The organism is Polaromonas sp. (genome assembly GCF_016185115.1).
In the GTDB taxonomy this organism is placed as follows: domain Bacteria; phylum Pseudomonadota; class Gammaproteobacteria; order Burkholderiales; family Burkholderiaceae_C; genus Polaromonas.
The window spans coordinates 494,999-521,349 of the sequence record NZ_JACPOF010000004.1 but is presented as its reverse complement, the minus strand read 5'-3'; the positions used below and the strand labels follow the sequence as shown (position 1 = coordinate 521,349).

The window sequence follows — 26,351 nt, the reverse complement described above, 5'->3', positions numbered from 1 at the left end:
TTTTTTTGCCGATGGCAACTCCAGATCTTTTTGCGCAGCCTGAAGCGCCCGGCAATGACAAGGCCGTCAAACGTGTAGCCGCCTTGCACAAACAGCTGCATGAGCACGCCCACAGGTATTACGTGCTGGACGAGCCCAGCATTCCCGACGCTGAATACGACAAGCTCTTCCGCGAACTGCAGGCGCTCGAAGCGGCCCATCCGGAGCTCCTGACGCCTGATTCGCCCACCCAGCGCGTGGGCGGCAAGCCCTTGGACCAGTTTGCCAGCGTGCGCCACAAGGTGCCCATGCTCAGCATTCGCACCGAGACCGACACCGAACCCACGGGTGCGCAGAACTTCGACACCCGCGTCCGCAAGGAGCTTGGCCTGAAAGAAGGCGACCCTCCCGTCGAATATGTGGCCGAGCTCAAGTTCGACGGCCTGGCCATGAACCTGCGTTATGAAAATGGCGTGCTGGTGCAGGCCGCCACGCGCGGTGATGGTGAGGTTGGTGAAGACGTGACGCAGAACATGCGCACCGTTAACCAGATTCCCCTGAAGCTTCCGGCAGATGCACCACAGGTTATCGAGGTGCGAGGCGAGGTCTACATGCGCCGCGCCGATTTTGAAGCCTTGAACGAGCGCCAGCGCGAGAAGATCGCCAAAGGCGCAAAGGGCGAAAAGACTTTCGTGAACCCGCGCAATGCGGCCGCAGGTGGCGTGCGCCAGCTGGACCCGGCCATCGCGGCCGACCGCAAGCTCAGCTTTTTTGCCTACGGGCTGGGCGAGATCACGCCGCCGGAGCAGGGCGGGCCGGTGTTTGAAACACATTTGCAGGTGCTGCTCACGCTCAAGTCCTGGGGTTTCCCGGTAGCAGTGCAGACCACGACCGCGCTGGGTGCCGAAGAGCTGGTCGCCTTTCATAAAAACATAGGCCAGCAGCGAGATGCCTTGCCCTATGACATCGACGGCGTCGTCTACAAGGTCAACAGCCTGGCTTTGCAGCGGCAACTGGGCTTTGTGACCCGCGAGCCGCGCTGGGCCGTAGCGCACAAATACCCCGCGCAGGAGCAGCTCACCACCGTGCTGGCGATCGACGTGCAGGTGGGCCGCACCGGCAAGCTCACGCCTGTGGCCAAGCTGGCCCCCGTGTTTGTCGGCGGCGTGACCGTCACCAACGCCACGCTGCACAACGAGGACGAAGCCCGCCGCAAGGATGTGCGCGTCGGCGACACCGTCATCGTGCGGCGCGCGGGTGATGTGATCCCTGAAGTCGTCAGCGTGCTGGTCGAGAAGCGCGCGAAGGATGCGCCGCAGTTCACCATGCCGCGCAAATGCCCGGTGTGCGGCTCTGAAGCCGTGCGCGAAGAAGGCGAGGCCGACTACCGCTGCACCGGAGGCCTGTTCTGCGGCGCGCAGCGCAAGGAAGCCATCCTGCACTACGCCCACAGGCGTGCGGTCGAGATTGAAGGCCTGGGCGACAAGCTGGTTGAACAGCTTGTAGATGCCAATGTCATCCGCACCTTGCCCGATTTGTACAAACTGGGACTGACCTCACTGGCCAGCCTTGATCGCATGGCCGAGAAATCTGCGCAGAACCTGCTTGATGCGCTTGAAAAATCCAAGCAGACCACCTTGCCGCGCTTCATCTTCGGCCTGGGCATACGCCACGTCGGCGAGGCCACGGCCAAGGCGCTGGCCAAACACTTCGGCAAGCTCGACGGCATCATGGGCGTCACTGCAGAGGACGCACCCTCTACCGAGCGCCTGGCCGAGGTCGATGACGTCGGCCCCATCGTCGCGGAAAGCATCCACACCTTCTTCCAGCAGCCGCACAACCGTGAGGTGGTCGAACAGCTGCGCGCCTGCGGCGTGACCTGGGAAGAGGGCGAACCGGCCGAACGTGCCCCGCAGCCTTTCACAGGCAAGACTTTTGTCATCACCGGCACCTTGCCCACGCTAAGCCGCGATGAAGCCAAGGACATGGTCGAGGCGGCTGGCGGCAAGGTCGCCGGTTCTGTCAGCAAGAAGACCGACTACGTGGTGGCGGGCGCCGAAGCAGGCAGCAAGCTCACCAAGGCGCAGGAGCTGGGCATCACGGTGATTGATGAGGCCGCGCTGCTTGCGCTGCTTGCCGCCGCCTAACGCGTCGGCGGGTTTGTAAAGCCTGCATCTTTACCTGCCCGAAGTCGCCTGCCGGTCGGCGCGGCACGTTAGACAGGCTCCAACAGGAGCTTTCCATGAAAACCATTCGTCTTTTTGGCGCAGTCGCTGCCGCCGGGCTCGCCGCTCTTCTTTCGGGCTGCGTGGTCGCACCCATAGGCCGTCCCGTGGCGGTTTACCCCTCACAGCCTGTGTATGTGGAGCCAGCGCCCGTGGTCATCGTGCCGGCGCCGGGCTATTACCGGTATCGGGGTCACGGCCGCTGGCGCTACTGACATCACTCAAACAGGCATTCCAGCCTGTTTTTAACGTATACGTTAAAAAATGGCCAAAAGTTAATATGGAACTTAACTTTTGGGCTTTTGGGTCGCTCTGAAGGCATCAAAACATCAAAAAACAGTCAAAAAATGCCATTTTCAGGCATTAAATCGGGCTGCAGTCCAATAAATACGCACGTGAGGCGCTATTGAATTTATAGCAAGATAACGATTCCTGCCTCTTCTCAGGCAGATTCAAGCCGGCGTATCCGGTTGTTGAGGAGGTCAGGGAGACGCCAAAACCCGCCCGGACTGCCGCGTCGCGATAATTGCGGCATGACCATTCGCGAAATTCTCAAAATGGGCGACCCGCGCCTGCTGCGCATCGCCCAGCCGGTGACGGAATTCGACACCGACGAGCTGCACCTGCTGATCTCCGACATGTTCGACACCATGCGCGCCGTCAACGGTGCCGGGCTGGCCGCGCCGCAGATCGGCGTTGACCTGCAACTGGTGATCTTCGGCACCAACGAGGTCAACCCGCGCTACCCCGATGCGCCCGTCGTGCCCCGCACCGTGCTGCTCAACCCCGTCATCAGGCCCGTGACCGATGACGAGGAAGACGGCTGGGAAGGCTGCCTCTCGGTGCCCGGCCTGCGCGGCGTGGTGCCGCGCTTCTCGCACATCCGCTACACAGGCTTCGACCAGTACGGTGACCCGATTGACCGCACGGTAGACGGCTTTCACGCCCGCGTGGTGCAGCACGAGTGCGACCACCTGATCGGCAAGCTCTACCCCATGCGGGTGCGTGACTTCACAAAATTCGGCTTTACCGAGGTGCTGTTTCCCGGGCTTGATGCCTCGGATGACGATTGAGAACGCATCACTGAACTGAAGCCGCCCATTCAAAACACATTACTTATTCACACAGGAAACCACATGACCATAGAAACCCAGGACGACGTTGTCGCCCTCAAACGCATAGGCAAAATCGTTTCATACACACTTCAGCAGATGCTTGACGCCGCCGAACCCGGCATGACCACGCGCGAGCTGGACGCACTGGGTGCGCAACTGCTTGAAAAGCACGGTGCACGCTCAGCGCCCAAGCTGACCTACGACTTTCCGGGCGCCACCTGCATCAGCATCAACGAAGAGGCCGCGCACGGTATCCCGGGTGACCGGGTGATCAAGCCCGGCGATGTCTTGAACGTCGATGTGTCTGCCGAGCTGGGTGGCTACTTTGCCGACACCGGCGGCACAAAAGTCGTGCCCCCTACCAACCCGCAGAAGACGCGCCTCTGCCATGCCACCCGCACGGCCCTGCAGCAAGCCATGAAGCAGGCCCGCGCTGGCCAGCCCATCAGCGGCATAGGCGCTGCCATCGAGCGAACTGCCAAGGCCTACGGCTTCAAGGTCATAGAAAACCTCGGCAGCCACGGCGTCGGCCGGGCGTTGCACGAGGAGCCCGAGCACATTCATGGCTACTTTGATCCGTCGGACAGGCGCGTTTTGAAAGAGGGCATGGTGATCACCATCGAGCCCTTTCTTTCAACAAAAAGCCGGGTTGTGAATGAGACGTCTGATGGCTGGACGCTGGCTGGCGTGAGGGGGAACCTGTCGGCGCAGTATGAGCACACGATGATCATTACCAAGGGTGAGCCAATCGTAGTTACTCTGCACTAAGAGATTTTTGTTATGGCTGACATGATTCGTATGGAAGCTGTCTATGAACTTAAGCGAGTGTTCACCGTGTTGAACGAGGATCTGGACGCCGCCCTTATGGCTGGAAGAGAAGAGCCTAATCAGTTTGCCCATCGCACGCTGATTCGGACCTATTTCGCATTTGTCGAAGGCATTGCGTATCAATTGCGTCAGGTTACCCGGGCGTCCCTTGAAGGCACAGACAAGCTTACTCAAGGTGAAATGGCGCTTCTTCGCGAGGAGCGCTTTCAACTCAACGCAAGAGGTGAACCAGAGGCAAAGGACAACTATCAATCTATGCTCCCGAATTTGCTGTTCTCAGTGCGTTGCTATGTCAAAAATCATGGCGCAACGTACGTGCCGGATACAAGCAAGAGCGGCTGGTGGTCAATGAAGCAGGCCGTCGCAATCCGCGATCGAATCACACACCCGAAGTCAGCGATGGGACTCGAAATCAGTGATGAGGACGCTAACCACTTTGTGCTCGCTGCGGGATGGTGGAAGGAGACGCTGATGGAAATGTTCAAGGCATGCGGCGAAGCCGATGTGGTCTTCAAGTCGCAGCAATGAGTTTTACTTTTCGCTTAACCAGAATGCGACGAGATGCGCGCTGGTCAATTTAAACGTCACCCCATTCGCTGCAACCAAGGCGTCTCAGCAGCAACCTTGGCCTCATGCGCCGCAATCACCTCCGAATACCGCAAGGTCCGCGTAATGTCATCCTCACCAGACATCAACTGCGCCTGATGCCCATTTGAGAGCGTGAAGCCAATCTCTTTACCGTCAGGCGCAACCAGCGTGAGATCCGCCAGCCGCAACTCAAGCTGATCGCCGTCACGGGTTAAAGCCATCAACGCGTCGTGATCTTCAGGTGTCACCACCGCCGCCACAACGCCGTTCTTCACGCAGTTGCTGCGAAAGATATCGCCAAACGACAGCGCCACGATGGCTTCAATGCCGTAGTCGGCCAGCGCCCAGACGGCGTGCTCACGCGATGAACCGCAGCCGAAGTTGCGGCCTGCCAGCAGGATGCGGGTCGGCGTGGGTGCTGTGACAAACGCCGCTTCGGGCTGGCCGCTGGCTATCCAGTCGGCGAACAAATGCAGGCCCATGCCTTCGCGCACGGTCTTTTTCAGGAACTGGGCCGGGAAGAGGGCGTCGGTGTCGATGTCGTCGCGCTTGAGCACGGCGACTGGGCCCTTGACGGTGGTGATGGGCTTTCTCATGACAGGAACTCCCTTGGGTCGGTGAGTGCACCGCGCACGGCTGATGCTGCTACTGCTGCCGGGCTCATCAGGTGGGTGCGGCCGCCCTGGCCCTGGCGGTTTTCGAAGTTGCGGTTGGACGTGGATGCGCTGCGCTGGCCAGGCATGAGGGTGTCGCCGTTCATGCCGACGCACATCGAGCAGCCTGATTCGCGCCATTCAAAACCTGCGTCGAGGAACACTTTGGCAAGGCCCTCGGCTTCGGCTGCACGTTTGACGACGGTTGAACCCGGCACCACCAGCCCGCGCACGCTGGAGGCGATGCGCCGGCCTTTCACCACTTCGGCTGCCGCGCGCAGGTCTTCAATGCGTGAGTTGGTGCATGAGCCTATGAAGGCGACATCAATCGGCACGCTGGCGATAGTCTGACCGACGCGCAGGCCCATGTAGTGCAGGGCGGCTTCAAAGCGGGCCTGCTCGTCTTCATGGCCTGCACCGAAGGAAGACGGTATCTGGTCGCCAAAGCCTGCGCTGTCGGCAGGTGTGGTGCCCCAGGTGACCATGGGCCTGACCTTGCCGGCATCGACTTTCTCAACCCGGTCGAAGTCGCCAATGTCATCCGTCTTGAGGCCAGCCCAGTGGGCCACGGCCTGATCAAACAGGTCTTTTGCCTGGCCGCTCACACGGGTGCGCAGGTAGTCGATGGTCTTGCTGTCTGGCGCCACAAGGCCGAAGCGCGAACCGGCTTCAATCGTCATGTTGCACAGCGTGAGGCGTGCCTCAATCGACAGCGCACTGATGGCCGGGCCGAAGTATTCAATCGCCGAGCCGACGCCACCACTGGTGCCGATTTGCGAAATGATGGCCAGGGCGAGGTCTTTGGCGTAAGTGCCGCGACACAGTTCGCCCTCCACCTGCAGGCCCAGGGTGCGCACCTTGCGCATCCACAGCGTCTGGGTGCTCATGACGTGCTCGGCCTCTGATGTGCCTATGCCCCAGGTCAGCGCGCCCAGTGCGCCCAATGTGGCGGTGTGTGAGTCGCTGCACAGCACGGTGCTGCCGGGCAGCACATAGCCTTGCTCGGGCGCGACCACATGCACGATGCCCTGGCGCGGGTCGTCCAGGTCGAGCAGGCGCATGCCGGTGGCCTTGGCGTTGCTGCGCAAGGTGGCGATCTGCGCGGCGCTTTCAGGGTTGGGGATATTGGTATTGCGGTCTGCCGTGGTCGGGACGTTATGGTCCTGTATGGCCATGTGGCGCTCGGGTGAACGCACCACGCGGCCGTTGGCGGCCATGCTGGCAAAGGCCTGCGGGCTGGACACCTCATGCACGAGGTGGCGGTCAACATAAACCAGGTCTTCGCCGGCGTCATTGCTGGCGAGCTTGTGGGTCTGCCAGATCTTGTCGAAAAGGGTGCTCACGGATGTCTCTTTCTGGTGGGGTGGCCGCGCAGTGGGCGGCGGCGTTTAATTGTTTTCAAACCTGAAATGGTCGTTTTTGCTGATGATGCGCCCAGCTGTAGGGGATGGGAAATGCCCGGTGAACAGCAGGGTGGATGTATCAGCCAGCTGGTGCACAAGCTCAGACCGGGTCTGGGCCGCAAGCACCGGGTCATGGCAGAAGCGCGATGACAGCGACAGGTCTATCAATTGCGCGGGGGTATGGAGAATGTCGCCCGCAAACACGCCGTGCTCGCCGTTGCTGCGCGCGTCAAGCAGGCAGTTGCCGGGGGTATGACCGGGCGCCAGCTGCAGCTGTATGCCGGCCTCGAATTCAAAGCCCGAGTCGACCATCATGGCCAGACCCGCATCGACCACGGGCAACACGCTGTCGGCAAATGAGCCGTGGTTGGGTGCATCAAGCCCATGCGCGACTGCATGACGGTGTACTTTTTCCCAGTGGCTGTATTCGGCATTGGCAAACACATACCGCGCCCTGGGAAAGGTGGGCACCCATTGGCCGTTGTGCAGGCGGGTGTTCCAGCCGACGTGGTCAGCGTGCATGTGGGTACAGCAGACGAAGTCGATATCGTTTGGCTGCAGGCCCAGTTTGGCCATGTTCTGCAGGTAGGTGAACTGCTGGCGGTGCCAGGGCGGCCTGAGGGGGCGTTCCTTGTCGTTGCCGGCGCAGGCGTCTATCAGTATGTTGTGCTTGGGCGTTTGCAGCACATAGCTGTGAAAGCTCATGTTGACGCGGTTGTCATCGGTCACAAAAACCGGTTTCAGCCAGTCGGAATGCGCCGCTATCTGTTCGGCCGTGATGCCCGGCACCACAAAATCAAGCGGCGAGAAAGAGCCTTCGCTCTCCAGCACCATGTCTACCTTGAACTGGCCGATTTTCTGTGTCTGCATCGCGTTGCTTCAGGCCTAGAACATCAACCTGCCGCCGTTGATGTAAAGAATCTGCCCGGTCATGTAGCGCGAGGCCTGGCCCAGCAGAAACAATATGGGCCCGACCACATCATCGGGCTGGCCGACACGGCCTTGCGGAATGGTCGCTTCAATGGCCTTGCGGCCTGCGGCAAACCAGCCGTCCTTGTTGTCCACGTCTCCGCCGCGGCCGGTGCCACCTGAGAGGAAGGCGGTCTCAATCGGGCCGGGTGCGACAGCGTTCACGCGAATACCGGGCGCGTTTTCTTTGGCCAGGTTACGTGTCATGGCGTTGATGGCGGCCTTGGCTGCGGCGTAGGGGCCTACGCCCTTGTCGGCAGACACCGAGAGGCCTGAAGATGTGAGAACGATGGCCGCGTCCTTGCCCTTGTCGAGCAGGGGCAGAGCGGCGCGCACGCTGAGAAAGGCGCCGCGCGTGTTGACGTTCATGACTTCGTCCCAGCTTTGTTCGCTGGTGTCGCGCATGGCCGATGGGGGCGGTGTGAAGCCTGCCAGGTGCACGAGGCCATCGAGGGCACCCCATTTCGCTGCGATCTCCGCAAAGCCGTTTTCAATATCAACAGACTTTGACGCATCGCAGGCAATCTGCCATTCGCCGGGCAGGGCGGGGCGCTTGAGCATGGAGACAGCCAGGTCCAGGTTGGCGACCTGCATGCCGGCAGCCAGTGAGGCTTCGACCAGCCGCGTGCCTATGCCGCCGCAACCGCCGACGATGGCCAGGCGCATGCCGGCAGGTGGTGGCAGGCGTGAGAGATCCATACCCATGCTCATGCAGAAGCTCCAAGGCGGCGTATGGGCATCTTCTCGATGGCGACCATGGTGGTCTTTTCTTCGGTGTACAGCGACATGCAGCCCTTGCCGCCTTCGCGGCCAATGCCCGACTCGCGGTAGCCACCAAAAGCCGAACGCAGGTCGCGCACCACAGGGGTGTTGACCCAGACTGTGCCCGTGCGCAGCTTGCGCATGGCCAGGTTGGCCTTGTCGAGATTGCTGGTCCACACATAGGCGACCAGGCCAAAGGTGCTGTCATTGGCGATACCTATGGCTTCTTCAAAGGTGTCGAAGGTCACAAAGGTGGCGAACGGGCCAAAGATTTCTTCCTGGCAAATGCGGGCGGCATTGTTGGGCGCGCGTACGACGGTTGGCTCAATGTAGTAACCCTTGCCCATGGATTCGACACGCTTGCCGCCGGTGAGAATCTCTGCGCCATCGGCTTTGGCTACTTCGGCGTACGAAAGCACACGCTCCATATGCGCTTTGGAAGCCAGTGGCCCCATCTCGCTGGACATCTGCGAGGGGTGGCCGATCCTGATGTTTTTGACGCGCGCTACAAATGCCGCAATGAATTTGTCGGCAATCGAACGCTCAATCAGGATGCGCGAACCGGCCAGGCATTGCTGGCCATTGCCGCCGTAAATGCCAAGCAGGGCGGCGTCGAGTGCGCGCTCAAGGTCGGCGTCGGCACAGATGATGCTGGCCGACTTGCCGCCCAGTTCCATGGTGCAGGCTTTCAGGCCCTTGGCCGCAGACGAGAGGATGGCGCGGCCCGTGGTCGTGCCGCCCGTGAACGAGACGACGTTGATGTCCGGGTGCTCGACCAGCGCCGTGCCAGTGACGGGGCCGCGGCCATTGACGAGGTTGACCACACCGGGTGGCAGGCCGGTGCTGTTCACGATCTCCATAAAACGCTGCATGCCCGCTGCGGCAATTTCTGATGGTTTCACCACGCAGGTGTTGCCGAAGGCGATGGCGGCGGCAATCTTCATCGAGCACAGCGTGACGGGCGCATTCCACGGGCCGAGCAGGCCGGCCACACCGACCGGCTCGCGGAAAACGCTGGTCACATAACCCGGCTCCTGCGTGTACAGGTCGCCACCCACCTGGCCGATGAACTCGGCAAAAAACTTGAAGTTGTAAGCCGAGCGGGGAATGTAAAAACCCTTGATCTGCGCCAGCGGTATGCCGGTTGTGGCACTTTCAATTTCAGACAGCTCCGATTGCCCGGCAATGATGGCGTCGTGAATCTTCATCAGCGCGTTCTGACGGCTTTCAACCGTCAGGCCTGACCAGCGGCCATCGTCAAAGGCTTCGCGTGCCGTGCGTGCAGCCAGGTCAACCTCGGCCGCATCGGCCTCCAGCAAGTCGCCGAGCTGCTCGCCGCTGGCCGGGTCAAACACCGGCACATGGTGCTGGCTGCCCGTAGCTACGAACCTGCCGTTGATAAAGCTCGCCTGGGGGCGGCTCAGGAAGTCTGCGATGGCGCCGGTGCGCTGCATGTTGTCGTCAATCATGGTGCTTGCTCGTGGTGAATGCGTTGAAGTCAGTGTGTGGTGATGGTTCTGGGGGCAGCTTGTCGCGCGATGCTCAGCAGCATGGCCGTCAGTTGCGCCGGGGCGGTGATCATGGCGTTGTGGCCGGTGGCGATCTCGCGCCAGCCCCAGTCGCCCTGGTCACGCACCCATTGGCGCATGGGCTCTGCCAGCGCGATGGCGGGGTCTGTGCAATAAATATAGGTGCGCGGCAGGCCGTTGCCTATGGGGTTGTTGAGGCTCAAAGGGCTGCTGTAAAGGCTGAGAGGTTGCGGCGTCAGGCGGCGTTGCACCCAGGCTTCATCGTCTGTGCCGGCCTTCATGCCGAAAAAAGTGGCGGGGGGCGCCGGCAAACCCAGGCCACCCGGCGTTGCGAGCGCCTGCTTTTTGCGCTCTTCCACCACATGCGGCGGGTAGGTCGAAAAAAGCGTTTTGCCCGGCTGGAGAATCAGGCTGTCGAGGTACACCAGGTGGCGTATGCGTTCAGGTATGCGGTCAGCCACCCCCGTCATGGGAATGCCACCAAAGCTGTGGCCCACGAAAATGATGTCGTCGAGCTCTTCATGGGCGATGTGGTTGACGATGTCTTCCACAAAGGTGTCCAGCGTGATGTCGGCAGAGATCAGGTGGCTGCGCTCGCCCACGCCGGTCTGGTTGGGCGTGGTGACCCTGTGACCTTGTGAACGCAGACGGTCTGCCACCCGTTGCCAGCACCACGCGCCATGCCATGAACCGTGCAGCAGCACGAAGGTCATGGGTTTAGTAGTGTCCGGCATCGGATGGCTTTGCCCTGGCCTTATTTGGCGGTCAGGAACTTCCAGGTGGACGTGGCCGGGTCAACCTGCAGTGCGCCTACCTTTTCCGCGCCGTCGCCATTGGCATCGAACACGATTTCATTCACGCCGCGGAATGTTTTCTGGGCGTTGATGGCGTCACGCAGCTTGTCGCGCGCCGAGTCGATGGGCGTGCTGCCATCAATGCCGGCCTTGCGGGCAGACAGGGCGACCAGGTACACGGCGTCATAACCCAGGCTGGTGTTGGACACGTTGGGCGGCTGGAACTGGTTCAGGGCTGCATCCTTGGCGATGGCGGCCACATAGCGGTCTACAAACTTCTTGTAGGCCACCAGATCGCCCGAGGCGTAATCATTCGATGCCTGGCCCACGGTAAACCACTGTTTGGCCTGCGCGCCGACGGTCTTCACAACGGTTTGCGGAAACACGCCGGGGTAAATCAGCGGGCTGCAAAGGATGGGGGCCTGCACGTCCTGGATCTGCAGTTCACGGGCCAGCTTGCCGGCATCGCCCGACAGTATGGATGCGAGGACCATGTCAGGCTTCAGGTCTTTCAGCTTGATGGCAACGGGCGAGAAGTCGGTCTGGCCGGACGTGAACTCCAGTGTGCCCACGACTTCAAGGCCTTTGGATTTGGCGAGCTTGGTCCATTCTTCAGCAGCAGATTTGCCGGCAGCCTCGCGAACGTCGGCCATGATGACCACGCGCTTGGCCTTGGGGAAGAGCTTGGCGAACTCTGCAAAACCCTGTGGCAGTGCCACATCGTCAGGCGTATTGAGGCGCGTGCCGTAAGGGCGGCCACCAATGCCGGGCTTGTTGGCGTTCATGTTGACCGCAGGAATCTTCAGCTGGTTGATCGTGGCGCGGGCTGTTTCCCACTGGGTGGACGACATGGGGCCGAGCACGGCGAGTGCGCCTGCACCATGGGCTTCACGCACGCGCAGCACTCCCTGGTCCGGGCGGAGCTGGTCGTCGTAACGCACGATTTCGATCATGCTGCCGTTGATGCCGCCGGACTTGTTGATGTCTTCCACCGCGATATCCACCGCGATGGCCTGCAGCTTGCCGACCGAGCCCAGCTGGCCCGAGAGCGGCGCGGTGTGCACGATCTTGATGGGTGGCTTTGCCTGTGCAAAAGCAGCGCCCGCGATGGCCAGGCTGATGACTGATACAGCCAGACGGCGTGAAAACTTGAGTGACATGCAAAGCTCCTTGAGTTGGGTGAAAGAAGGGAAAAATCAGGCGCCGAGATAGTGGGAGAGAACCGAGTTGTCGGCCAGCAGGCTGGCTGATTCACCTTCATGCACCATGCGGCCCTGCTTGAGCACATAGGCACGGTGTGAAAGCTTGAGCGCAGCACGTGCGTTCTGTTCAACGATGAGGATGGTCATGCCGGCGTCACGCAGTTCTCGCAGCACTGAAAACACGGTAGACACCATGACGGGCGACAGGCCCAGCGAGGGTTCATCAAGCATCAGCAGCTTTGGCTTTGCCAGCAAGGGGCGCGCCATGGCGAGCTGCTGTTGCTCGCCACCAGACATGCTGCCTGCAGCCTGCTTGAGGCGCTCTTTCAATCGGGGAAAGCGTGCAAAGACACGTTCGCAGGCATCTTCAAACGACTCGCCGGCTGTGGCTGCCGGGTCGCGGTCAAAGGCGATGCGCAGGTTCTCTGCCACCGTCAGGCGGCCCAGGGTGCCGCGGCCTTCGGGGATGTGCAGCAGGCCGCCTTTGGCAATGACGTGGGGCGCCGCTTTGGACAGGTCCATGTCGCCAAATACGGCGCTGCCTGCGGTCGGTCGCAGCAGACCTGAAAGCGTACGCATCAGGGTTGACTTGCCTGCACCGTTGGCGCCGATGACGGCGACGGTTTCACCGGGCTGGACGTTGAGCGTGACACCGCGCAGTGCGCGTATGGCGCCGTAGTTGACTTCCAGGTTCTGGACGGAAAGCAGGGCGCTCATGCGGCCATCCTTTCTGGTGCAGCTGCATCATCGTCCGGCCCCAGATAGGCCTCAATCACCTGCGGGTCAGACAGCACTGTATCAACGCTGCCTTCGGCAACCTTCATGCCTGCAATCAGCGCCACAAGGCGGCTGGAGAGCGCGCGTATCAGCGACATGTCATGCTCAACCAGCAGGATGCCTTCGACACGCTGCCGTGCCTTGCCAATGTCTTCCACCAGCGCTGCGGTTTCTTCTTCATTCATGCCGGCGGCCGGTTCGTCGAGCAGCAGCAGCCTGGGGCCTGTGGCGAGTGCGCGGGCAATTTCGAGGCGGCGTGCGGCGCCGTAGGGCAGGCTGCCCGCCACCTGGTCGGCCAGATCGGTCAGGCGCATCAGGTCCAGCAGGGCGATGGCCCGGTCCAGCCTGCTTTTGCGAAAGACGGCGCTGCGAAAGGGCGACGCGCTTGTTTCCGGGTCGGCAACCAGCACGTTCTCAAGCACGGTCATGCGCTTGAACAGGCGTATGTTCTGGAAGGTTCTGGCCACCCCTGTACGTGCCATCTGCAGCCGCGAGAGGGAGGTGGCGTCTTCGCCTGCAAACTGCAGTGTTCCCGAGGTGGGCGCGTAAAACTTGGTGATGAGGTTGATCAGCACCGACTTGCCGGCGCCATTGGGCCCGACGATGCCCAGAATTTCGCCGCGCTCAACCGTCAGCGATACATCCGAGAGAGCCTTGAGGCCGCCAAAAGACTTCGACAGTCCTTTCGCAATCAGCAGTGGTTCGCTCATGACGCTTTCCTTGCAAGCCTGATGGTCAGGAAGCGTCTGGTGATCAGGCCCTGCGGGCGGAACAGCAGCAGGACGATGATGGTCAGTGCAAACACGCTGGGGCGCCATTCGCGCATGAAGGTCACCTGTTCGGGCAATATGGTCATGATGGCTGCGCCAAGTGCTGCACCCCAGAAGTTGTTGGTGCCGCCCAGAATCACAAACATCACCGCATAAATGGAGATCAGCACATTGAAGGTGTCTGGCCGCACAAAGGTAAGGTAGTGGCCGTAAAGACCACCTGCAAAACCGGCGACCGCCGAACCAATCGCAAAGGCCGTCAGCTTGACGAAAACCACGTTCATTCCCAGCGAAGCCGCCACTTCGTCGTCTTCGCGCACGGCATCGAGCACACGCTGCAACGGCGACCTTGATACCCACCACAAGGCCGCGCCGACGACCAGCACGGCGCCTGCACCATGCCAGACGGTTGCGCCGGACATGCCGCCCAGACCGACCGTGCCGCCCACAAAATCGATGTTTTCAAGAATCACCACCATGGACATGGCAATGCCTATGGTGGTCAGGATCAGGTAGATGCCGCGCACGCGCAGCGCGGGGAAGCCAAACGCGAAACCCAGGACGCCAGATACTGCGGCGCCCAACAGGCAGGCAGGTATGAGGGGCAAGCCAGCCTTGACGGTCAGAACGCCGGCAACATAACAGCCAACAGCCATAAAGGCGCTGGCGCCAAAGGTGAGCGCGCCGGCAGACAGGGCGATGTAGACGCTCCATGCCATCAAAATATTGACGGCAGTGAAGAACAATAGATCCGAACTCATGCCCGCGCCCCCGCACCATGGAAGACGCTGCCAAACAGCCCTTGCGGGCGTACAAGCAGGACAATGATCATGAAACCCCAGACGATGAGATCAGCCAGCGGGCCGAAACCAAACTGCACGGCCATGGCCTCCAGCAGCCCTACCAGCAGACCGCCGACCACGGCGCCCCACAAATTACCCATGCCGCCAATGGCGGTGACGGCCAGTGCCTTGAGTGCAAACGTCATTCCGATGTCGGAGTTGACAGTGCCGACGCGCAGCGCGAACAGCAGGCCCGTCAGGGCCGCGAGTGCAGAGGTGATGAAGAAAACCTGCTGGCCCACAAACTTGACCGGGATGCCGAGCAGGGCTGCAGCCGTGGCGTTGTCGGATACCGCGCGGATATTGCGGCCTGTATGGGTTTTTTCGATCACAAAGTACAGCACCAGCACAAGCACCAGAGTCAGCGCCAGAACCAGCCCCTGAACCGGCACAAAGCGCACGCCAAATACCTCAAAGCTGCCCGAGCCCAGTGCATTGACCAGGGGAAAGGACAGGGGCTCTGAACCCCAGATGTGGTGAACCAGGTCAAGCATCAGAAGGCCGACAGCCATGGACGACAGGGCTGCGGTGATGGAGGCCTCTTCGGAGTCGAGGTTGCGAAAGCTGATGCGCTCCACGATGATGCCGAAAATGCCGCCGATCACAAACGCCCCGGCCATCGCCAGGGGAATGGATGGCACGGCCTGCGCAATCACCAGACCGGCGAAGCCGCCAACCATGAACACCTCGGTATGCGCGAAGTTGATGCGGTGAAGAACCCCGACGATGAGGGTGAAGCCAACGGCCACCAGGGCGTACAGCCCACCCACCATCAGGCCGTTGATGATTTGACCTGCAAGCATCTGGGCAATACCAATCAGTAGTGGGACAGCAGTTTGCCGAAGCCCTGGAGCTTGTCGTTGATGCCGCAGGCGCGCAGCGCGTGCCAGTAGGTCGCCGTGTTGATGGCGATCACCGGTTTGCCGAGGACCCATTCCGCAGCGGCTGCAAAACGCACCATGGACAGGTTGGTGCCGACCTGCACGATGGCGTCAACATCGTCGCCGTCGAGTTGCTTGAGCGCATCGCGGCACATCTCATCCGTCGTGTGGGCGATTTGCACCGGGCTTGGACGGCGCAGGCAGATGTCACGAACGACCGTAAAACCGCAGTCCTGGTAGAAGCGCCTGACCTGGTCGTTAGCGACAGGGAAGTAGGGTGACACAAAAGCAATGCGTTTGGCCTTGTAGGTGTTCAGCGCGGCTTCGGTCGCGAACGATCCGCACGAGACGCCCACACCAGCCCGGTCACGCATCATGTCGAGATATTTCTCGGCACCCTTGCGGCCGTCCCAGAAGGTGGCTGCCGACATGCCCATCACCAGGTACTGCATCTCGCAGCTTTTGAGCACGTCGAGCGCCTGCAGCGTGTTTTCCTGAATGTTGTGCACCAGTTGCAGGAACTCTTCATCGGTGTTGACCGGATCGTTGGGAATGATGATTCGGCTGTAGTGGTTGGTCACGCCAACCGGCCGCATGTCGTCAAAGTCCGGCTGGACGATGGTGTTGGTTGAGGGGCCGAGGGCCCCGAACTTCATGCGGTAACCAAGGTGGTCCATGCTCAGGCTTTCGAAAGTAGTTGAAGGAAGGTGTCGCGCGGCATCACGTCTGCGTATTTCTGCCGCATGTCAAACAGGTTGGCCTCGTGTGGCTCAAGGGCGCGGTCACCCACGCAATCTTCGATCACCACGGTGCGGAAGTTGAACTGCATGGCGTCAACCACCGTGGCACGCACGCAGCCGCTTGTGGTGCAGCCCACCACGACAGCGGTATCAACGCCGCGCAGGTGCAGCCATTCAGACAGGCCGGTCGAGAAAAAGGCCGAAGCCGAGACCTTGCGCAGCACCCATTCGCCGACAATCGGCGTGAGCTGGGGCACGATTTGCGAGCCTGGCGCGTCTTCGGTCAGCGTCAGCAGGGGCGGCACCTTCATGCAGAAGACGTTCTTGTTGGCGCCGTCATCGGCAAAGACCACGCGGGTGTGGACAACGGGCAGGCCTGCCTTGCGGAAGGCTGCCAGCAGGGGCACTGTGGCCTCAACAGCGGCAGCGATATGCGGGCCGCCAAACTGGGCTTCATCAACAAAACCATTGACGAAGTCGACCAGAATGAGCCCGCAACGTGCACCAATGCCTGAGGCATTGCCCATGTTCTGCTTGCGGTAGATGTCTTCCTTGCTCAAGATATGGCCTCTTCGCCGACGGCATGCTGCTTGTCGAAGTCGGCCACCCAGTCAAAGCCCATCAGTTTGGAGAAGTCCTGGAAGTCATGGAGTTCCTGCTTGATGTTGGCGCTGGAGCCGGTGGCCTTGATGTGGCTGTAGACATTCTTGAAGGCGGCACCTGCCGAGAGGAAGGCTGCCGACGGGAAGATCACCAGGCCAAAACCGATACGCTGCAGCTCTTCTTTGGTCAGCACCGGGGTGCGGCCGGTTTCAACCATGTTGGCCACCAGCGGCAGGTCAAAGGCCTTGCCTATGGTTTCCATTTCTTCAATGGATTCGGGGCTTTCGATAAAGAGGATGTCGGCGCCGGCGCGGGCATATTTCTCCATGCGGCGCAGGGCTTCATCCAGGCCGTGCACGGTGCGGGCGTCGGTGCGCGCGATGATCTGGAAGTTCTTGTCAGTCCGGGTTTCTGCCGCTACCCTGATCTTGGCGACCATGTCTTCAGTGGGCACCACGCGGCGGCCCAGCATGTGGCCGCATTTTTTGGGGAACTCCTGGTCTTCAAGCTGGATGGCGCAGGCGCCTGCGGTTTCGTAACCGCGAACCGTGTGCATGACATTGAGCAGACCGCCGTAACCCGTGTCGCCGTCGCAGATCATGGGGGTGTCGGTGATGCTGACGTACTGGGTGACGCGGTTGACCATGTCGGTGTAGCTGGCCAGACCTGCGTCAGGCAGGCCCATGTAGGAGGCGACGGTGCCGTAGCCCGTCATGTACAGGGCCTCAAAACCCATCTGGTCGGCAATCTTGGCCGAAACCATCTCAAATACGCCGGGGGCGACGACAAGATTGCCTTTGGTAAAGCGTGCCTTGAGATCTGCACGTTTTTGCGTGCCGGTTTTGGTACTGAGACCCTGTTTCATGTAATGGACTCCGCGCGCTCCAGCGCATCAATCATGGAAGTTTTACGAAGGTAGTCCTTCGCGGCTGCCGGATCTGCTGCGATGGCGCGCAACTCGTCCTGGGTTTTGCGGCGCGCCTCGGGGTCGCGCTCCTCAATCGTTTTTTTGTTGCGTGCCGTGTTGGCATTGATGTATTCAATCGCCACCGCACGGCGCTGGCGCTCATAACGGTCCAGCAGCGCAGGCGAAGCACCTGACACCAGTATCTCGACGAGTTTGTCTGACAGATTGAACGCGTCCTGCACACCGCCGTTCATGCCCATGCCGCCCAGCGGGTTGTTGATGTGGGCGGCGTCGCCGGCGAGGATCACCCGGCCGCGACGGAATTCCTTTGCCACGCGCTGGTGCACCTTGTAGAGGGTGCGATGCACGGTGGGGTAGGGCGAGCCCTTGGGCAGAAGGTTTTGCAGGCGCGCCTGAATGGATTCGTCCGTCATGACTTCTTCATCGGACTCTTCCGGACGCGTCGGGAAGAGCACGCGCCAGAGCGTGGGGACGCGCAGCAGAACACACCATTCCTGCGGATCGGACACATAGTTCACATATGACAGCTTGGGAAAGTGCTCCGCGAACTCGAAGTCGGTCGATACGACGAGGAAGCGCTCGGGATAGGTGAAGCCTTCGAACTCTATGCCCAGGGATTGCCGCACGGCGCTCCACGCGCCGTCAGCGCCTATGAGGTAGTCGCCACTGAAGGTTTCGATACCGTCCGGCGTTTTGACGGTGACTTCGACATGGCTGTCGTCCTGCGACACGGTCTGCAACTCTGCGCCCAGCATGATTTTGGCGTGCGGAAATTTGGCGATGCGGTCGATCAGCAGTTTGTTGAGTTTCCATTGCTCGCATTGCAGGCGGAAGGGGTGCTTTGTTTCGCCCTCCAGCAGGGCCATGTCAAATTCGGCGACCAGGCCTTCCTTGCGGTCACGCTGCTGGGTATAGCGTGCTACCAGTCCTTGCGACACCAGTTCCTCTGTGAGGCCAAAGCGCGCCAGCATGTCCAGTGTGGGCGGGTGGAAGGTCGAGGCGCGCAGGTCTTCAGGCGCGGTGGTGTTGCGCTCGAAAACCGTCACGGCGATACCGGCAGTCGCCAGTGTCAGTGCACTCACCAGCCCCACCGGGCCAGCGCCGGCAATCAGTACGTGGGATGACATGTTGTCGATTTTTCGAAGTAAATAAGAGACGAATGATTCGCCAGAAACAGGTGTTTGCACAAGGTGTAAAAACCGGCGTCATATCTGAAAACTATTCGGACATACGATTTGTGTGATAGCTGACCGGCTTGCATGGGCTCAGGAAACCATGCGGGACGCACCGATTCTGCAGATTGGTGCGAAATCGACAGTCTCACCAAGCCGTTACAGGCCCTGATCGCCTAAAAAAGCACAGGCGGGGTGCAGATTTGGCGGAAGCGGCGCGTCTGTGGTGCGCGGCCTGAAAACCCGCGAAACCCCGATTTTTACGGCGCTGCGCGCAGTGCACTTGAGGAGTTTCAGCCCGCGGCATGCATGCGCAAGCCGTCCATAAAGGCCTTGAGCATGGGTGATTCAGTGGCCTCGCGGCGGCGAATGACGCCAACGCTGCCCTCGCGCAGGTAGGGCAATGGCAGGGGCACGACCTGCTTCAGGCCCTGGAAATAATGCATGAGTCTGGCCGACATGGGCGCCACAAGATCGCCGTCCTGCAGCTTGGTGACGATGACCAGGGTCGAACCCGTCTCTACACGGTAGCGCGGCGACGGCTGGCCTGCCAGCGCCAGTTCATGCTCAAGCTCACGCCGCAATGGGCTGACCTTGGGCGGGATGATCCAGGGGTAACGCAGCACATCGGGCCAGTCGACCTTGCGTTTTTTGGCCAGTGGATGGTTTGCGCCCACGACCACCCGAATCTGCTCAGGGTGAAGGATGTCGCAGCGAACGCCGGCGTCCAGCCTGGCCTGGTCAGTGCGCGTAATAACCAGGTCTACCCGGCCTTCTTCAAGTTGCGGCAGCAGCGCATCAAGGCGGTTTTCAATGATGTTGAGGTAGGCGTCGGGAAAGCGCTTGCGGAAATAGCCTGCCGCCTTGGGCACCAGCCCGGTGGCCACAGTAGGCGTCGTACCCACAACAAGGTTGCCGGAGGCGCCTATGGACATCAAACGTATCGTGGCTTGCGTACGGTCCAGCTCGCCAATGATGGCCTTTGCGTGCGACACCAGGGCTGTGCAGAACTCGGTGGGCGTGAGGCCGCGCGAGTTGCGCTTGAAGAGCTTGACGTTGAGGTCTTCTTCAAGCTCACTGAGCCACTTGGAGAGGCCCGGCTGCGTCACACCCATCTGCGTCGCCGTGTGGCTGACATTGCGGGTTTCGTACAGGGCGACCAGCAGGTAAAGCTGGCGCATGCGCAGGCGTTGTGTCCACTCCATTTTGATATATCCTCAATAGTATGGAATAAGAAAATAATATCATTTTAAAGAAATACCGATGCCACGCACAATCGGCTTCAGTCGGGGCGCAGTTGCGATGCAGATTGCACGCGGCATTTCTCCTCTGTAGGGATGCCTCAAAAGCTGCTCCCTGCAGTACAGCCCGGGTGCTCAGGCACGTTAAGTGCTATTTGCTGAAGACATTTTTTTGTTCTACAGGAGTCGTTATGCGTCGTAATTTCTTGATCGCCCTTGCTGCCGTCTGCGGTGTGTCGCTTGTTCCCCAGCTGGCGCTTGCCCAGGCTTACCCCACCAAGCCGATCCGTATCATCGTTCCTGCAACACCCGGCGGAACCTCAGACATATTTGCCCGCGCCATCGCGCTCAAACTGCAGGAGTCGCTCGGTAAACCTGTACTGGTTGAATACAAGCCAGGCGCATCCACCAATATCGGCACCGACTATGTTGCCAAGTCAGCGCCTGATGGCTACACCCTGCTGATCAACGGCATCACCCTGTCGGTCAACCCGGTGCTGTATTCCAGCCTGCCATTCAGCCCCACAAAGGACCTGGCCGCCATTACCGAAGTGGCATCACTGATGAACGTCGTGACGGTACACCCCAGCATTCCGGTGAACAACCTCAAGGAACTGGTCGCCCTGATGAAGAAAGATCCGGGCAAGATGAATTACGGCACGCCTGGCGTGGGCAGTTCCGGCTACCTGTCTGCAGAACTGCTGGCCATGAAGACCGGCGCCAAGGTGACGCATGTGGCTTACCAGGGCAATGCACAGGCCACGACGGATCACATCGGCGGCACCTTGCAGGTCGGGTTTGTCAATCTGCCGGTGGCCCTGCAGTTCGTGAAGGCTGGCAAGCTGAAGGCGCTGGCAGTGACATCGGCCAAGCGATCGCCGCTGCTGCCTGATGTGCCGACAGTTGCTGAAGCACTTGGCATTCCCGATTATGAGCTCAATGGCTGGTTCGGCCTGCTTGCACCCGCCAAAACGCCACCCGACATCATCGCCCGCCTGCAGGAAGAAACTGCCAAGGCATTGAAGGATCCCGCGTTGATAGAGATCATCAAGGTGGCCGGCGGTGACGTGGTTGGCGGTACCGCTGCGCAATTCGATGCACGCATCAAGAAGGACAGTGATCGCCTGACCGAGGTCATCAAATTCACCGGCGGTGTGGGTTCGGCCAAGTAACACTGCCGATCAATTTTTTTTGCCTCCCATCCTCACAGGAACCCAGATGCGTCGTCATTTTCTGCTTTCCGCCGCAGCTTCGTTGCTGGCGACAACGCTGCCAGGCCTGGCAGTGGCGCAGTCTTATCCCGCCAGGCCCATCAAGATCATCGTGGCGGCGACGCCGGGCGGCACTGGCGATATTTTTGCGCGTGCCATCGCCATCAAGCTCCAGGAGTCGCTCGGGCAGCCGGTGATTGTTGAGTACAAACCGGGCGCTGGCACCAACATAGGCAGTGACTTTGTGGCCAAGGCCGCGCCGGACGGCTACACCATCCTCATCAATGGCCTGCCGCTTGCCGCGAATCCTGCCCTGTATGCCAGCATGCCATTCAGTCCGTCAAAGGACCTGACGCCCGTTATTGAAGTTGCCGAGCTCGTCAACGTTGTCACCGTGCATCCCTCCATTCCAGTGAAATCGATAAGGGAACTGGTTGACCTTGCCAAAAAGGAGCCCGGAAAACTCAACTACGGCAGTCCTGGCGCAGGCAGTTCCAACCATCTGGCGGCAGAACTGCTGGCAGTGAAAGCCGGCGCCAAATTCACCCATGTTGCTTATCAGGGCAATGCGCAGGCCACAACCGACCACATCGGTGGAACCCTTCAGGTCGGGTTTGTGAATTTGCCGGTCGCGCTGCAATTCGTGAAAGCCGGAAAACTCAAGGCCCTTGCGGTGACATCAGCGAAGCGTTCCGCATTGCTGCCTGACGTGCCGACGGTTGCAGAGGCACTGGGCATTCCCGACTACGAACTGACGGGCTGGTTTGGCTTGCTGGTGCCTGCGCGCACCCCCAAAGACATCGTGGTTCGCCTTCAGGAGGAAACCAGCCGGGCCCTCAAGGACCCCGCAGTCATTGAAACCATACGTGTCGCTGGCGGCGAGGTGGTGGGCGGCAGCACTGCCCAGTTTGAATCACGCATCAGGAAGGACACCGAGCGCCTGACCGAAGTCATCCGGCTGTCTGGTGCCTCCATCAAATAAACCTCTGCGGCAGCGCATAAAGCTGCCGGCAACTTTTTCTGGACTGAATATTTATGGGTGACATGTCTGCCTTGACCATCGATCAAAAATCCTTTGCCCCTGCGGGTGCCATGAAGCAGGAACTTGCAGCGCTTGTGATGCTGCGACGGCTCAAGGCTCACGGCGTGGATTATTTTTTCTGCAACCCCGGGACTGATTTTCCGGCGATTGTCGAAGCGTTTTCGATGGCAGAAGCCGACCCGGAGATCGCAAAATCAATTCCAAAGCCGATTGTCGTCACGCACGAAAACGCCGCTGTCGCCATAGCCCACGGCGTGTATCTGGTGACTGGTCGCCCACAGGCCGTGATGGTCCATGTGAACGTGGGCACGGCCAACACTGTCAACGGTGCGGCAAATGCCAACCGCGACAACGCCCCCATCCTGCTCATGGCGGGGCGCACCCCCATCACCGAGACCGGCCTGCATGGCTCACGAAGCCGCAATATCCACTGGGCACAGGAGATGTTCGACCAGGCCGGCATGCTGCGCGAGTTCGTCAAGTGGGACTATGAACTGAAGATCGCCACAGAGACGGTCAACGCGGTGGACCGGGCGATGGAGCTGATGATGTCGTCGCCGCGCGGCCCGGCCTACCTGTCATTGCCGCGTGAAATTGTCAGTACTTCGATTGCGGTAACGGAGCCAAGGCGTATTCGCGCGGTCGCGGGTGCGGCCTGGCCCGAACCGGCAGCGATACAGGAGCTTGCCGCACTGGTGGCGAAGGCGAAACGTCCGCTCATCATCACGTCGACATCGGGACGTACGCCTGCCGGGTTTGACGCCCTGTCGGCACTGACACAGCAGTACGCCATTGGCGTGATTACGCTCTATGGCCGCTATGTCTGCCTGCCCACCAGCCACGACATGCACCTGGGCTTTCAGACCAGGCCGTTTTTGCAGGACGCCGACCTGGTCATCGTGCTGGAGTGCGATGTGCCCTGGATACCTTCGCTTGAAAATCCGCCGGCCGATTGCAAGGTGGTGCACATTGGTGAAGACCCGGCGTTTTCGCGCTACCCGGCCAGGGCCTTTCCTGTCGACATATCCATTCGTGCCGACGCCACTGTGGCGCTTCAGGCGCTGGGAACGGAACTGGCCAGATTGCTGCCGGAAACGTCACCAGAAGCTGCGTCTGTGGCGGAACGCCGCAGCCTGATTGCATCACGTCGCACTGCCTTGCGTGACGGATGGCGGGTGCAGGCTGAAAAGGCCAGCCAGGCTGCCCACATCACCCCCGAACAGATAAGCCGGTGTATCTCTGACGTGGCCGGGCCTGATGCGATCCTGGTGAACGAATATCCCCTGCGGCTGGAGCACGTGGATCGCGAGCAAAGCGGCAGTTTCCTCGGGCAAAGCCCTGCAGGCGGGCTCGGCTGGGGTCTTGGCGCCGCGCTGGGCGTGAAGCTGGCCAGCCCCGACAAGCTGGTGGTGGCCACGCTTGGCGATGGCGCTTATGTTTTTGACAACCCGACGGCATGCCACTGGGTTTCTGCCGCCCAGAATTTGCCGGTGCTGGTCGTGATCTACAACAACCAGCTTTATGGCGCGGTCCGGAATTCGACATCTGCGATGTACAGGGACGGCGTATCGGCCAACAACGACTGCAGGTTGCTGGCCGACCTGAGCCCGTCACCGGCTTTCGAAAAAATCGCCGAAGCCAGCGGGGCCTACGGTGAACGTGTCGAAGACCCATCGCAACTCAAGGCTGCGATGGAAAGGGCCATGCATGCTGTCATCCACGAGAAGCGCCAGGCCCTGCTCAACGTCGTCTGCAAATACTGAGTTCACCACGCGCATGGCCGGGCATCCTGCTCGCCGTGCCCGTGCGTTTTGATTTTTCCAATTTCTGAAAGTCATTCATGTCACAAGCCAAAGATGCGTCCCTGCAGGACCGCGTGGTCATCATCACGGGCGGCGTACGCGGCCTGGGTCGCGAAATGGCCCTTGAACTGGCTGCGCTGGGCGCCAGGGTGGTTGTCACCGGCGCGTCAGAGTCTGAGGCCATGTGCGAAACCGTTGCCATGGCGAAGGCCGTTGCCGGCGAAGGGCGTGTGCTGGGCATTGCCGCCGATGTCAGCAACTTCGCGGCCTGCGAAAGCGTTTTGAAATTCACGCTGGAGAAATTCGGTGCGCTGCATGTGCTGGTCAACAACGCAGGGCAGGGCATGCGCCTGATCAGTGAAACCTTCAACACCAAACCCGTGCCGTTCTGGGAAATAGAGCCGCAGCACTGGAGCAGCATCATGGGCACCAACGTTAACGGTGTGTTCAACATGAGCCGGGCCTGTGTGCCGCACATGATCTCCAAAGGTTTCGGCAAGGTCATCAATATCTCGACCAGCGACCCGACCATGGTGCGCAAGGGCTATTCGCCCTACGGCCCCTCCAAGGCGGCGATGGAAGCCATGTCAAAAGTCTGGTCGCAGGACCTTGAGGGCAAGGGTGTTGACGTCAACGTCTACCTGCCAGGGGGCGCAGCCGATACCGACCTGCTGCCGCCCAGCGAGAACAAGCGCGGCGCAGACGGCAACCTGCTGCCGGCCGCCATCATGCGGCGCGGGATAGGCTGGCTGTGTTCGGATGCATCAAATGGCAAAACCGGCAGCCGCTATATCGCCCGCCTGTGGGATGAGGCATTGCCTGCTGCGGAAGGTGCCCGCGGCGCTTCAACGCCGGGGCATTTCCTGTCGGCCTGATTGTCCTGTCCCATGGACGCCGGGCTCGCCCGGCCCTAAACTGCGCTCTCCATAACCATTCAAACATCGGAGACAGGATGCGCAGGACAAAGAATATTTTGATGATGGCTGCATGCCTTGTTGCAGGTACGGCCATGGCACAGACCGCACCCGGCCTGGTCAGCGAGCGCAGCATTTCACTGAGCTCGGCCATGACCCTTGCAACCGCCGCACTTGAACGCTGCCGCGCAGACGGCTACAAGGTCAGCATCACCGTGCTCAACCGCCATGCACGCACGGCCGTCGTGCTCAGCGATGACGGCGTCAACCCGCACACGGTTGAAAACAGCCTGCGCAAGGCCTACACGGCGTTCACGACACGCAGCCCGAGTGCAGATATGGCCAAGCGTGTCCAGCCCAATCTGGCCGGTTTCATGCAGCTTGAAAAAATCACCACCATCGAAGGCGGCCTGCCGATTTTTGCGGGCAACAAGGAGCTTGTCGGCGCGGTGGGCATTTCAGGTGCACCGGGCGGCGAAAAGGATGCTGCCTGTGCGCAGGTGGGCATAGACAGGATTGCCGCCTCTCTCGGCAGCTGACGGCAGCTATCGCAGTACAAGTCCCCGGGTCATACCCCGGGGCGTACACTGCAGCAGGTTCTTTTGCCTGGCTTGGCGTGTGATGCGCTGGAGGATTTCCGGATGTCACCCACGCCAAAGCCCGCAGCGCAGGCTCCTCCGGCCAACCCGGAGGCCTTGCCTTACAAACTGAAGTTTGAAACCGTGAGTGGCAGCGGCGCTGACCTGCAGATACGCTCCCTGCTGGACCGCCAGCAGTTTCATGATCCTGACGGACTGGCTGAGGCGCAGGGCATTTCTTCTGCCGCCTGGCCGCTGTTTGGCATGCTCTGGCCATCAGGCCACGTGCTGGCGAATGTCATGCAAACCTATGAGCTTGAAGGCAAGCGCATTCTTGAGCTGGGTTGCGGCCTGGCGCTGGCCAGCCTTGTGATACACCGGCGCGGGGGCAACATCACCGCCAGCGACTGCCACCCGTTGACGGCAGCCTTCCTGCTTGAAAACCTCAGGCTCAACCATTTGCCGGCCATGAAGTACCAGACCGGCAACTGGTCGCGCGATAACCCCCTGCTCACACGATTTGACCTCATCATCGGCAGCGATGTACTCTATGACCGGGACCAGCCGCAGGCCCTGTCGCAGTTCATCAACCTGCACACCAACCCCGGTGCAGAAGTGCTGATCGTTGACCCCGACCGTGGCAACCGGGCCAGCTTTACCCGCAAGATGAATGTGCTGGGTTATGTCCACACCGAGATGCGCATCACGGTGCTTCCCGAGGGCGGGGCCTATAAGGGCAGGGTGCTGCGCTACGTCAAGACCGAGCAGGCGGGCATGGAGCCCGTCGTGGCCTGACGCATCGG

At 60.6% G+C, this 26,351-nt stretch carries 27 protein-coding genes; 11 read left to right on the top strand and 16 right to left on the bottom strand.

All coding sequences use genetic code 11. The features are described 5' to 3' along the window. Window positions 1-11 precede the first annotated feature (11 nt). From ligA to HYX42_RS03190, 5 genes are all read left to right on the top strand, one after another. Entirely contained in the window at window positions 12-2,126 is a 2,115-nt protein-coding gene (gene ligA / locus HYX42_RS03210; protein ID WP_293399479.1) for an NAD-dependent DNA ligase LigA, read from the top strand. A 95-nt stretch (window positions 2,127-2,221) separates the two neighbouring features. Further along, window positions 2,222-2,419, top strand: a complete 198-nt coding sequence (locus HYX42_RS03205; protein WP_293399476.1) for a hypothetical protein — start codon at window positions 2,222-2,224, stop codon at window positions 2,417-2,419. Window positions 2,420-2,737: 318 nt separating this feature from the next. Further along, window positions 2,738-3,277 carry a peptide deformylase gene (gene def, locus HYX42_RS03200; protein WP_293399473.1) on the top strand — a complete coding sequence of 180 codons (540 nt, stop codon included), beginning with the start codon at window positions 2,738-2,740 and terminating at the stop codon, window positions 3,275-3,277. A 63-nt stretch (window positions 3,278-3,340) separates the two neighbouring features. After that, window positions 3,341-4,087 (top strand): type I methionyl aminopeptidase, encoded by a 747-nt coding sequence (map, locus tag HYX42_RS03195; RefSeq protein ID WP_293399471.1) that lies wholly within the window; start codon window positions 3,341-3,343, stop codon window positions 4,085-4,087. A gap of 12 nt (window positions 4,088-4,099) precedes the next feature. Beyond that, window positions 4,100-4,675 carry a hypothetical protein gene (locus HYX42_RS03190; protein WP_293399468.1) on the top strand — a complete coding sequence of 192 codons (576 nt, stop codon included), beginning with the start codon at window positions 4,100-4,102 and terminating at the stop codon, window positions 4,673-4,675. Between the two features lie 56 nt (window positions 4,676-4,731). Here HYX42_RS03190 and leuD read toward each other — a convergent pair whose 3' ends face one another. The 16 genes from leuD to HYX42_RS03110 all read right to left on the bottom strand — a co-directional run bounded on the left by leuD (window position 4,732) and on the right by HYX42_RS03110 (window position 19,965). Next, a complete protein-coding gene (gene leuD, locus HYX42_RS03185; protein ID WP_293399465.1) occupies window positions 4,732-5,331 on the bottom strand; it encodes a 3-isopropylmalate dehydratase small subunit in 600 nt (199 codons plus the stop codon). Further along, on the bottom strand, window positions 5,328-6,731 hold the full coding sequence (gene leuC / locus HYX42_RS03180; protein ID WP_293399463.1) for a 3-isopropylmalate dehydratase large subunit: 1,404 nt from the start codon (window positions 6,729-6,731) through the stop codon (window positions 5,328-5,330). Before leuC ends, leuD begins: the two co-directional genes overlap by 4 nt. Before the next feature lie 45 nt (window positions 6,732-6,776). Next, window positions 6,777-7,661 carry an MBL fold metallo-hydrolase gene (locus HYX42_RS03175; protein ID WP_293399461.1) on the bottom strand — a complete coding sequence of 295 codons (885 nt, stop codon included), beginning with the start codon at window positions 7,659-7,661 and terminating at the stop codon, window positions 6,777-6,779. A gap of 15 nt (window positions 7,662-7,676) precedes the next feature. Then, the gene (locus tag HYX42_RS03170) at window positions 7,677-8,471 is read right to left on the bottom strand and encodes an SDR family NAD(P)-dependent oxidoreductase (protein WP_293399459.1); all 795 of its coding nucleotides are present in this window, start codon (window positions 8,469-8,471) and stop codon (window positions 7,677-7,679) included. Continuing rightward, window positions 8,468-9,991, bottom strand: a complete 1,524-nt coding sequence (locus tag HYX42_RS03165; RefSeq protein ID WP_293399456.1) for an aldehyde dehydrogenase — start codon at window positions 9,989-9,991, stop codon at window positions 8,468-8,470. Before HYX42_RS03165 ends, HYX42_RS03170 begins: the two co-directional genes overlap by 4 nt. A 29-nt stretch (window positions 9,992-10,020) precedes the next feature. Next, window positions 10,021-10,764: an alpha/beta fold hydrolase gene (locus HYX42_RS03160; protein ID WP_293399453.1), complete on the bottom strand. Its 744-nt coding sequence runs from the start codon at window positions 10,762-10,764 to the stop codon at window positions 10,021-10,023. Window positions 10,765-10,805: 41 nt separating this feature from the next. After that, the gene (locus tag HYX42_RS03155; RefSeq protein ID WP_293399450.1) at window positions 10,806-12,005 is read right to left on the bottom strand and encodes a branched-chain amino acid ABC transporter substrate-binding protein; all 1,200 of its coding nucleotides are present in this window, start codon (window positions 12,003-12,005) and stop codon (window positions 10,806-10,808) included. Window positions 12,006-12,041: 36 nt separating this feature from the next. Further along, window positions 12,042-12,764: an ABC transporter ATP-binding protein gene (locus HYX42_RS03150; protein WP_293399448.1), complete on the bottom strand. Its 723-nt coding sequence runs from the start codon at window positions 12,762-12,764 to the stop codon at window positions 12,042-12,044. Next, window positions 12,761-13,534 (bottom strand): ABC transporter ATP-binding protein, encoded by a 774-nt coding sequence (locus tag HYX42_RS03145; RefSeq protein WP_293399447.1) that lies wholly within the window; start codon window positions 13,532-13,534, stop codon window positions 12,761-12,763. The genes HYX42_RS03150 and HYX42_RS03145 overlap by 4 nt, the downstream gene beginning before the upstream one ends. Continuing rightward, on the bottom strand, window positions 13,531-14,355 hold the full coding sequence (locus tag HYX42_RS03140) for a branched-chain amino acid ABC transporter permease (RefSeq protein WP_293399445.1): 825 nt from the start codon (window positions 14,353-14,355) through the stop codon (window positions 13,531-13,533). The genes HYX42_RS03145 and HYX42_RS03140 overlap by 4 nt, the downstream gene beginning before the upstream one ends. Further along, window positions 14,352-15,239, bottom strand: a complete 888-nt coding sequence (locus HYX42_RS03135; protein WP_293399444.1) for a branched-chain amino acid ABC transporter permease — start codon at window positions 15,237-15,239, stop codon at window positions 14,352-14,354. Before HYX42_RS03135 ends, HYX42_RS03140 begins: the two co-directional genes overlap by 4 nt. 14 nt (window positions 15,240-15,253) lie before the next feature. Then, window positions 15,254-15,994, bottom strand: coding sequence for a hypothetical protein (locus tag HYX42_RS03130; protein ID WP_293399441.1), 741 nt, complete (start codon window positions 15,992-15,994; stop codon window positions 15,254-15,256). Between the two features lie 2 nt (window positions 15,995-15,996). Next, a complete protein-coding gene (locus HYX42_RS03125; RefSeq protein WP_293400012.1) occupies window positions 15,997-16,620 on the bottom strand; it encodes an isochorismatase family protein in 624 nt (207 codons plus the stop codon). Continuing rightward, complete coding sequence (locus HYX42_RS03120) at window positions 16,614-17,525, bottom strand: isocitrate lyase/PEP mutase family protein (RefSeq protein ID WP_293399438.1); 912 nt, start codon at window positions 17,523-17,525, stop codon at window positions 16,614-16,616. The genes HYX42_RS03125 and HYX42_RS03120 overlap by 7 nt, the downstream gene beginning before the upstream one ends. After that, window positions 17,522-18,715 carry an NAD(P)/FAD-dependent oxidoreductase gene (locus tag HYX42_RS03115; protein WP_293399436.1) on the bottom strand — a complete coding sequence of 398 codons (1,194 nt, stop codon included), beginning with the start codon at window positions 18,713-18,715 and terminating at the stop codon, window positions 17,522-17,524. Before HYX42_RS03115 ends, HYX42_RS03120 begins: the two co-directional genes overlap by 4 nt. Before the next feature lie 338 nt (window positions 18,716-19,053). Continuing rightward, entirely contained in the window at window positions 19,054-19,965 is a 912-nt protein-coding gene (locus HYX42_RS03110; RefSeq protein WP_293399433.1) for a LysR family transcriptional regulator, read from the bottom strand. Window positions 19,966-20,192: 227 nt separating this feature from the next. Here HYX42_RS03110 and HYX42_RS03105 point away from each other — a divergent pair, with 227 nt between their 5' ends. The 6 genes from HYX42_RS03105 to HYX42_RS03080 all read left to right on the top strand — a co-directional run bounded on the left by HYX42_RS03105 (window position 20,193) and on the right by HYX42_RS03080 (window position 26,343). Beyond that, on the top strand, window positions 20,193-21,173 hold the full coding sequence (locus tag HYX42_RS03105) for a tripartite tricarboxylate transporter substrate binding protein (protein WP_293399430.1): 981 nt from the start codon (window positions 20,193-20,195) through the stop codon (window positions 21,171-21,173). A 46-nt stretch (window positions 21,174-21,219) separates the two neighbouring features. Next, window positions 21,220-22,194 (top strand): tripartite tricarboxylate transporter substrate binding protein, encoded by a 975-nt coding sequence (locus HYX42_RS03100; RefSeq protein WP_293399427.1) that lies wholly within the window; start codon window positions 21,220-21,222, stop codon window positions 22,192-22,194. A gap of 53 nt (window positions 22,195-22,247) precedes the next feature. Beyond that, the gene (locus HYX42_RS03095) at window positions 22,248-24,017 is read left to right on the top strand and encodes a thiamine pyrophosphate-requiring protein (RefSeq protein WP_293399424.1); all 1,770 of its coding nucleotides are present in this window, start codon (window positions 22,248-22,250) and stop codon (window positions 24,015-24,017) included. 77 nt (window positions 24,018-24,094) lie between these two features. Next, on the top strand, window positions 24,095-24,931 hold the full coding sequence (locus HYX42_RS03090; protein ID WP_293399421.1) for an SDR family oxidoreductase: 837 nt from the start codon (window positions 24,095-24,097) through the stop codon (window positions 24,929-24,931). Between the two features lie 77 nt (window positions 24,932-25,008). Next, entirely contained in the window at window positions 25,009-25,509 is a 501-nt protein-coding gene (locus HYX42_RS03085; protein WP_293399418.1) for a heme-binding protein, read from the top strand. 102 nt (window positions 25,510-25,611) lie between these two features. Beyond that, window positions 25,612-26,343, top strand: coding sequence for a methyltransferase domain-containing protein (locus HYX42_RS03080; RefSeq protein WP_293399415.1), 732 nt, complete (start codon window positions 25,612-25,614; stop codon window positions 26,341-26,343). The last annotated feature ends 8 nt before the right edge of the window (window positions 26,344-26,351 follow it).